This window comes from Teichococcus wenyumeiae (assembly GCF_003696345.1).
GTDB lineage: Bacteria > Pseudomonadota > Alphaproteobacteria > Acetobacterales > Acetobacteraceae > Pseudoroseomonas > Pseudoroseomonas wenyumeiae.
Genome location: NZ_RFLX01000086.1, coordinates 1 through 6,367, shown reverse-complemented (window position 1 = coordinate 6,367; position 6,367 = coordinate 1). Strand labels below are relative to the sequence as shown.

General features: G+C 68.5%; 7 protein-coding genes. 4 read left to right on the top strand and 3 right to left on the bottom strand.

Annotated features, from left to right (window positions below; translation table 11 throughout):
* Positions 1–640: 640 nt before the first annotated feature.
* Positions 641–2,170: an IS21 family transposase gene (istA, locus tag EBE87_RS27350; protein ID WP_408887770.1), complete on the top strand. Its 1,530-nt coding sequence runs from the start codon at positions 641–643 to the stop codon at positions 2,168–2,170.
* A complete protein-coding gene (gene istB, locus EBE87_RS27345; protein WP_122140287.1) occupies positions 2,164–2,925 on the top strand; it encodes an IS21-like element helper ATPase IstB in 762 nt (253 codons plus the stop codon). The genes istA and istB overlap by 7 nt, the downstream gene beginning before the upstream one ends.
* A 3-nt stretch (positions 2,926–2,928) precedes the next feature.
* Here istB and EBE87_RS27340 read toward each other — a convergent pair whose 3' ends face one another.
* On the bottom strand, positions 2,929–3,381 hold the full coding sequence (locus tag EBE87_RS27340) for a hypothetical protein (RefSeq protein ID WP_147426268.1): 453 nt from the start codon (positions 3,379–3,381) through the stop codon (positions 2,929–2,931).
* 131 nt (positions 3,382–3,512) lie between these two features.
* Here EBE87_RS27340 and EBE87_RS30725 point away from each other — a divergent pair, with 131 nt between their 5' ends.
* Entirely contained in the window at positions 3,513–3,884 is a 372-nt protein-coding gene (locus tag EBE87_RS30725) for a DDE-type integrase/transposase/recombinase (RefSeq protein WP_120641096.1), read from the top strand.
* On the opposite strand, the gene EBE87_RS28860 is transcribed toward EBE87_RS30725, so the two are convergent.
* Positions 3,799–4,380 carry a hypothetical protein gene (locus EBE87_RS28860; protein ID WP_147426267.1) on the bottom strand — a complete coding sequence of 194 codons (582 nt, stop codon included), beginning with the start codon at positions 4,378–4,380 and terminating at the stop codon, positions 3,799–3,801. The genes EBE87_RS30725 and EBE87_RS28860 overlap by 86 nt on opposite strands.
* Positions 4,381–4,495: 115 nt before the next feature.
* Between EBE87_RS28860 and EBE87_RS27325 the strand changes: the two genes are divergently transcribed.
* Complete coding sequence (locus EBE87_RS27325) at positions 4,496–6,028, top strand: DDE-type integrase/transposase/recombinase (protein WP_120641094.1); 1,533 nt, start codon at positions 4,496–4,498, stop codon at positions 6,026–6,028.
* A 128-nt stretch (positions 6,029–6,156) separates the two neighbouring features.
* Here EBE87_RS27325 and EBE87_RS27320 read toward each other — a convergent pair.
* The coding region (locus EBE87_RS27320; protein WP_199708090.1) for a transposase at positions 6,157–6,367 on the bottom strand (211 nt) is incomplete at its 5' end.

The following is a 6,367-nucleotide window of genomic DNA, read 5'->3' as shown; positions in this document are numbered from 1 at the left end:
CCATCAGCAGGGGCGGGTCATGACCTGAGGCGGCGATCCTGCTCGCGGAGGCTGCGCCGCACCGGGTACTTCGAGGTGTCCATTCGGCCGCATCTGCGGCCCAGCAACGGTTCTTGGCGGGTTGACGAGATGGGGTATCCCGGCCGGATGTAGCCGCCACCCCTTGTCTGGGCAGAGCGGGATGCCTGGTTTGGGAGGCTGGCGTAGCCTGCCAGCTTCATGCCCCAGTGGCCTGCGCCCATTCACCTTCAACCACTGAAGCCAATGGGCGGGTCGCCCTGGTCAATGACCCGCCGTTCAAAGCTCGCCCACTGGCTGTGGTCCGCTGCGCCTGACCGCTACCGACCCAGCCCTGGCCCACGCCAGATCCCAAGCCGCTGCTGCTCCGCCTCCTGCGACCGCGCTTGGGCGCGTTCTTGCGCCTGCACCGCCCGCTGCCTGCGTAATCCGGTGGATCGTGATCAGCGATTCCGTTCGATCGTGATCAGTGGATCCGGTGGATGCTGATCAGCGATTCCGGTGATCGTGATCACTGGAATTGGGGTGGGATGGAGGAGTGACGCGGCCGGCAAGTCTCAACCAACGGTAGTTTCGTCCCGGTGCTGAGCAGGGGGACGGGATGCCAGGCGAGAGGGTGCCGATGCGCAAGATCCGGGATGTTCTACGGCTTGGCTGGGGTCAGGGTCTGTCCCAGCGGATGATGGCTCGCAGCCTCGGGCTGAGCCAGGGAGTGGTGCACGCCTATCTGAGGCGGGCCCGTAGCGCTGGGCTGACCTGGCCACTGCCGGAGGGGCTGAGCGATGCGGGGCTGGAGGCGCTGCTGTTTCCACCGGCCAGCGGCGCCGCGGCCGAGGAACGGCCGCAGCCCGACTGGGCCTGGGTGCACCGGGAACTGCGGCGTCCGAACGTGACGCTGTCGCTCCTGTGGGAGGAATACCGGGCGGGAGCGCCGGATGGGTTTGGTTATTCCTGGTTCTGCGACCTGTACCGGTCCTGGGCGGGCCGGCTGAAACCGACGCTGCGGCAGGTCCACCCGGCCGGGGAGCGGATCTTCGTCGACTTCGCCGGCAGCACCATGCCGGTGCTGGAGGGGGTGAGCGGGGAGGAACGGCGGGCGGAGATCTTCGTCGCCGTGCTGGGGACGTCGAGCTACACCTTCGCCTGCGCCGTCTGGAGCCAGGCGCTGCCGGACTGGATTGACTGCCATGTGCGGGCTTTCGCGCATTTCGGCGGTGTGGCGCGGCAATTGGTCAGCGACAATCTGCGCGCCGGGATCAGCCGGGCCTGCTTCCATGAGCCGGCGGTGAACCGGACCTATGCGGAGATGGCGGCGCATTACGGCACGGCCGTGCTGCCGGCGCGGCCCGACAAGCCACGCGACAAGGCCAAGGCCGAAGTTGGTGTGCAGGTGGTGCAGCGATGGATCCTGGCGCGGCTGCGGAACCAGAAGTTTTTCTCCCTGGCCGAGCTCGATGCGGCGATCCAGGCCCTGGTGGCGCAGCTCAACGAGCGGCCGATGCGCGCCCTGGGCACGACCCGGCGAGCGCTGTTCGAGGCCCTTGACCGGCCGGCCCTCTGCCCCTTGCCGGAGGCCGCCTATGAGTATGCGGCCTGGAAACGCTGCCGAGTGGGGCTCGACTACCATGTGGAGGTCGAGCGGCACTTCTACTCGGTGCCGCACGCCCTGGTGCGCCAGGAGGTGGAGGCGCGGATCACCACCGCGACGGTGGAGATCTTTCACCGTGGCCAGCGCGTGGCCAGCCATCTCCGCAGCCTCCGCCGCCATCAGCCCAGCACCCTGGCCGAGCACATGCCCAGCTCCCATCGCCGCTACCGGGAGTGGAGCCTCGAGCGCATTCATCGTGAGGCGGGCACCATCGGACACGACACGGCGGCGCTGGTGGAGATCATCCTGCGCTCCAGGCCGCATCCGGAGCAGGGGTTCCGCTCCTGCATCGGCATCCTTGGCCTGGTGAAACGCCACGGCGCCGAGCGGGTCGATGCCGCTTGCGCCCGGGCACTCGCCTTGGGGACACGCTCCTACAGCTCGGTCGCTGCCATCCTCAACAACCGCCAGGAGCAACGGGCCGTGCCGGACGAGCCGGCCATGCTGCTGCACGAGAATATCCGCGGCCCCGGCTATTACCATTGCAAGGCGATCCGATGCTGATCCATCCCACGGCCGAGCGCCTGCGCGGGCTCGGCCTGAACGCCATGGCCCAGGCTTTTACCGAACTCCTCGGCGCCTCCGAGGCGGCGGCGCTTTCCCGCGAGGACTGGCTGGGCCTGCTGGTCGATCGCGAGGCAACCAGCCGGGAGAACAGCCGCCTTGCCCGCAGGCTGCGTGAGGCCCGGCTGCGCCAGGCGGCGGTGATCGAGGACACGGATTTCCGCACCCCGCGCGGCCTGGATCGGGCTATGTTCCTCCGCCTGGCCGGTTGCGGCTGGATCCGCGAGCACAGCCATGTGGTGATCACCGGCCCAACCGGGGTCGGCAAGTCGTGGCTGGCCTGCGCGCTCGGCCACAAGGCCTGCCGGGAGGGCTACTCCGTCCTCTACAAGCGGGCGCCGCGGCTGTTCGCCGATCTGGCAACCGCCCGGGGCGAGGGACGGCTGCCCAGGATGATGGCGGCGATCGAGCGCACCCGCCTGCTCATCATCGATGACTGGGGCCCGGAACCGCTCAGTACCGAGCAGCGCCGGGACCTGCTCGAGATCGTCGACGACCGCTACGACCGCGGCTCCCTGCTGATCACCAGCCAGGTGCCCGCGAACCGCTGGCACGACCTCGTGGGCGATCTGACCCTCGGAGATGCCATCGTCGACCGCATCATCCACCGTGCCCACCGCATCGAACTCAAGGGCGCCAGCTTGCGTCAGCGCCAAGCCGGCAACCATGCCTTGACCGACGAAGCTGGCAAGTGACATCTACAACCGTCGGCCGTACTGCTCCCGGCCCCATCCTCTGCCACGCCTAACGCGCGGCAGGTGATCATGATCACCGGATTGCGTGATCACCTTCGGCTGGAACAGCCGATCATGATCGCCGGAATACGCACGCTGCCCTTCCCGCATGACCGCCACGGCCCGGCCGATCCCCGCCAGTCCCTCGCGCGACGGCGCGGCAGCCTCGGCCGCGCTGGCGGTGGTGATTTGGCCCAACCCTTCTGGCCCTAGCCGCCGCTCGGCTGCCGCGGCCACCGCCCGTAGGTCCGCCGCAACCTCGGGCTGCCCCCGCACCACGCGCTGCCAGGCCTCGGCCAGGGCGGGATCCGGCCGCCCCGCCAGCGCCTGCCAATAGGCGGCATTGGCAAGTTGATGGGCGGTGGTCGGAACAACCGAGCCAGGGCAATCTGACGGGATGACGGCAGACTGTCCCACCTACCCTGGATACCGCTTCCCGGCGGAGATCATCAGCCATGCTGTCTGGCTCTACCATGTGTTCAGCTTGAGCCTGCGGGACGTGGAGCTGATCCTGGCGGAGCGGGGCATCAGCGTCACGTACGGAGAGCATCCGGAACTGGGGCCGGAAGTTCGGTTCGGAGTTCGCCCACAGACTTCGACGCCGCCGGCCAAAGCCGGGCGACACCTGGCACCTCGATGAGGTGTTTCTGCGCATAAACGGCGTGTTGCATTATCTCTGGCGGGCAGTGGACCAGCACGGCGTGGTGCTGGACATCCTTGTTCAAGATCGGCGGAACGGAAGTGCAGCCAAGCGGTTCTTCAAGCGCCTACTCTCCGACCTGAAGTACAGGCCGCACCGGCTGGTCACTGACGGGCTAAGCTCGATTTTGGCCATCAGGCGGTGTGACAGAGGGCGTAAGCCCAGGCGTGCTGGAGCGCTCGTCGAGGTTTTGTGCTGTGACCGCCGTGCCGGGATGTGAGGAAACCTTGCTCGCACCAGATGTGCCGCCGCACGGCGGCGAGGGTGTCACTGAAGGTCGGGCGCTCCTTGCGGTACCAGGCGCTGCTCGCTGCGGCATTGCGGTCTGAGGCTCTGAGCTGGGCGGCCAGGAGGGTGACGAGCGAGAACAGCCCGAGCAGGCATGGCGTGGTGCGGGCGATGGCGAGGTCCGACCATTGCCGCTGGGTCTCCACCCCGAGATGCACCCTGGTCTCCTGAAAAGTCACCTCCAGTTGCCAGCGGTGGATGAACCAGCACAGGATCTGCTCCGGCGTTCGATCAGGCTCGGTGCACAGCAGGGCCTGCGGCTCGAACCGACGATGGGGATCGCGGACCAGGACCCAGCGGATCGGCACGATAGGCATCCCGCCATGACGCCATACGGCAGTGGCCGAGCAGATCTCGACCTGACGTGCGCCCTCACCGTACCAGCCAGGGACGACCACGCGCTGCCAGCACGTATCGGGGCCGATCATGTTCCGCGACAATTAGGGACCCCGGTTCGCATTGCCTCAGCTGATTTGTTCCCTGGAGGCGGGTCGTTGCCGCATCTGAGATGCTCCCGGGCGGCACTGAGCTGCGGAGGGGAGGATGAGGCGGGTGAGCATGGCGACGCGGGATGAGTTGGTGGCGGCGGTGGCTGCCCGGTATGCCGGCGCTGGGCGGGCGGAGCGGGGGCTGATCCTGGATGAGTTCGCGGCGATCACGGGGCATCACCGCAAGCACGCGGGGCGGCTGCTGCGGCGAGGACTGGCGCCGCAGGAGCGACCACGGCGGGCGCGGCAGATCTATGATGCGGCGGTGCGGGAGGCCCTGACGGTGCTCTGGGAGGCCTCCGACCGGATCTGCGGCAAGCGGCTGCGGGTGGTGCTGCCGGGGCTGGTGGAGGCGATGGAGCGACATGGCCACCTGTCTTTGGCCCCGGCGGTGCGGACTGGGTTGCTGGCGATGAGCGCGGCGACGATCGACCGGGCGTTGCGCGACAGGCGGGAGGGCGGGGCACGGCGCCGGCGGCGCCGGTCCCCACCCTCGGCCGCGGTGCGGCGGAGCGTTCCGGTGCGGACGTCGCTGGACTGGGGGGAGCCGGCGCCGGGCTATGTCGAGGCGGACCTGGTGGCGCACAGCGGGCCGACGGCGCGGGGGAGCTACGTCCAGACCCTTGTGCTGACGGACATCGCGACGGGCTGGACCGAGTGTGCGCCGCTGCTGGTGCGCGAGCAGGTCCTGGTGAGGGAGGTGCTAGGCGAGGTGCGGAGGATGCTGCCGTTTCCGCTGCTCGGGTTCGACACGGACAACGACAGCGTGTTCCTGAACGAGACGGTTCGGGATTACTGCGCCAACACAGGTGTTGTGTTCACGCGTTGCCGGCCGTACCGCAAGAACGACCAGGCGCATGTCGAGCAGAAGAACGGCGCGGTGGTACGGCGCGCAGTAGGCTACCGGCGCCTGGAAGGGCTGGAGGCCGCAGCGGCCCTGGCGGAACTCTACCGATCCCTGCGGCTGTTCGTGAATGTGTTCCAGCCCTCGTTCAAACTGGCCGAGAAGACGCGGGACGGGGCGGCGGTGAGGAAGCGTTATCACGCGCCCCAAACGCCGTGCGCCCGTCTGCTCGCGGACGGACGTATCCCGGAGGCGGTGAAGACGCGGGTGAGCGCCATGGCCGCCGCGCTGGATCCGGTGCGTCTGCTGGCCGACATCCGTGCCGCCCAGGCCAGGCTGGTCGAGATCGCCGATCGGCCGAGCAGTGGACGGGCAGCGCCGCCGGACGTGCCGACGCTGGAAGAATTCCTGGCCGGCCTGCGCACGGCCTGGCGCGCGGGAGAGGTGCGACCGACCGCGAAGCCGAAGGCGAGAAAGGAACGGTACTGGCGGACCCGCGCCGACCCACTGGAGGAGGTTGGGCCGCAGCTGCGCGAATGGTTCAGGGCTGAGCCGTGGCGGACCGCACGGGAGCTACTGGAGCGCCTCCAGGCGGACGTTTCGGGCCGCTATTCCGAGACGCTGCTGCGAACCCTGCAGCGGCGGGTGAAGACGTGGCGAGCGGAACTGGCGCATCAGCTGGTGTTTGGCGAAGGAGGCGCCGCGAGCGCTCGGGAGCAAAGCGACGAGGCAACGGGAGCATGACATGCGGCAACGGCTATTTGGGGCTGATGCAACGGCTCGGCCGCGGGAGCAGACCAATGAGGCAACGGACCTCGGCTCGGGAGCAATCTTGAATGAGGCAATACGGGCGCCCGGTTCTGATTGTCGCGCTACACGATCAGCACCTCCGACAGGTTAGGCCGCCGCGCCCCCTTGGTGCGGGGTCGACCATTGGTACCAGGCAGCCGGGGCGGTGCCGGAGCGTAGAGCGCGGCATCGAGCCGCAGGCGCGTGATTCCGGTGATCCTGTGCCGGGTCAGGGCAGCCAAGAGTTCCAGGGCAGCAAAGCCGTTGTCGCCGATCAGCACGATGTCTCGCTCT

Excerpts from the sequence above, each read along its gene's own strand:
- istA (WP_408887770.1), top strand. The coding sequence starts at position 641 with ATGCGCAAGATCCGGGATGTTCTACGGCTTGGCTGGGGTCAGGGTCTG.
- istB (WP_122140287.1), top strand. The coding sequence starts at position 2,164 with ATGCTGATCCATCCCACGGCCGAGCGCCTGCGCGGGCTCGGCCTGAAC.
- EBE87_RS28860 (WP_147426267.1), bottom strand. The coding sequence starts at position 4,380 with ATGATCGGCCCCGATACGTGCTGGCAGCGCGTGGTCGTCCCTGGCTGG.
- EBE87_RS27325 (WP_120641094.1), top strand. The coding sequence starts at position 4,496 with ATGAGGCGGGTGAGCATGGCGACGCGGGATGAGTTGGTGGCGGCGGTG.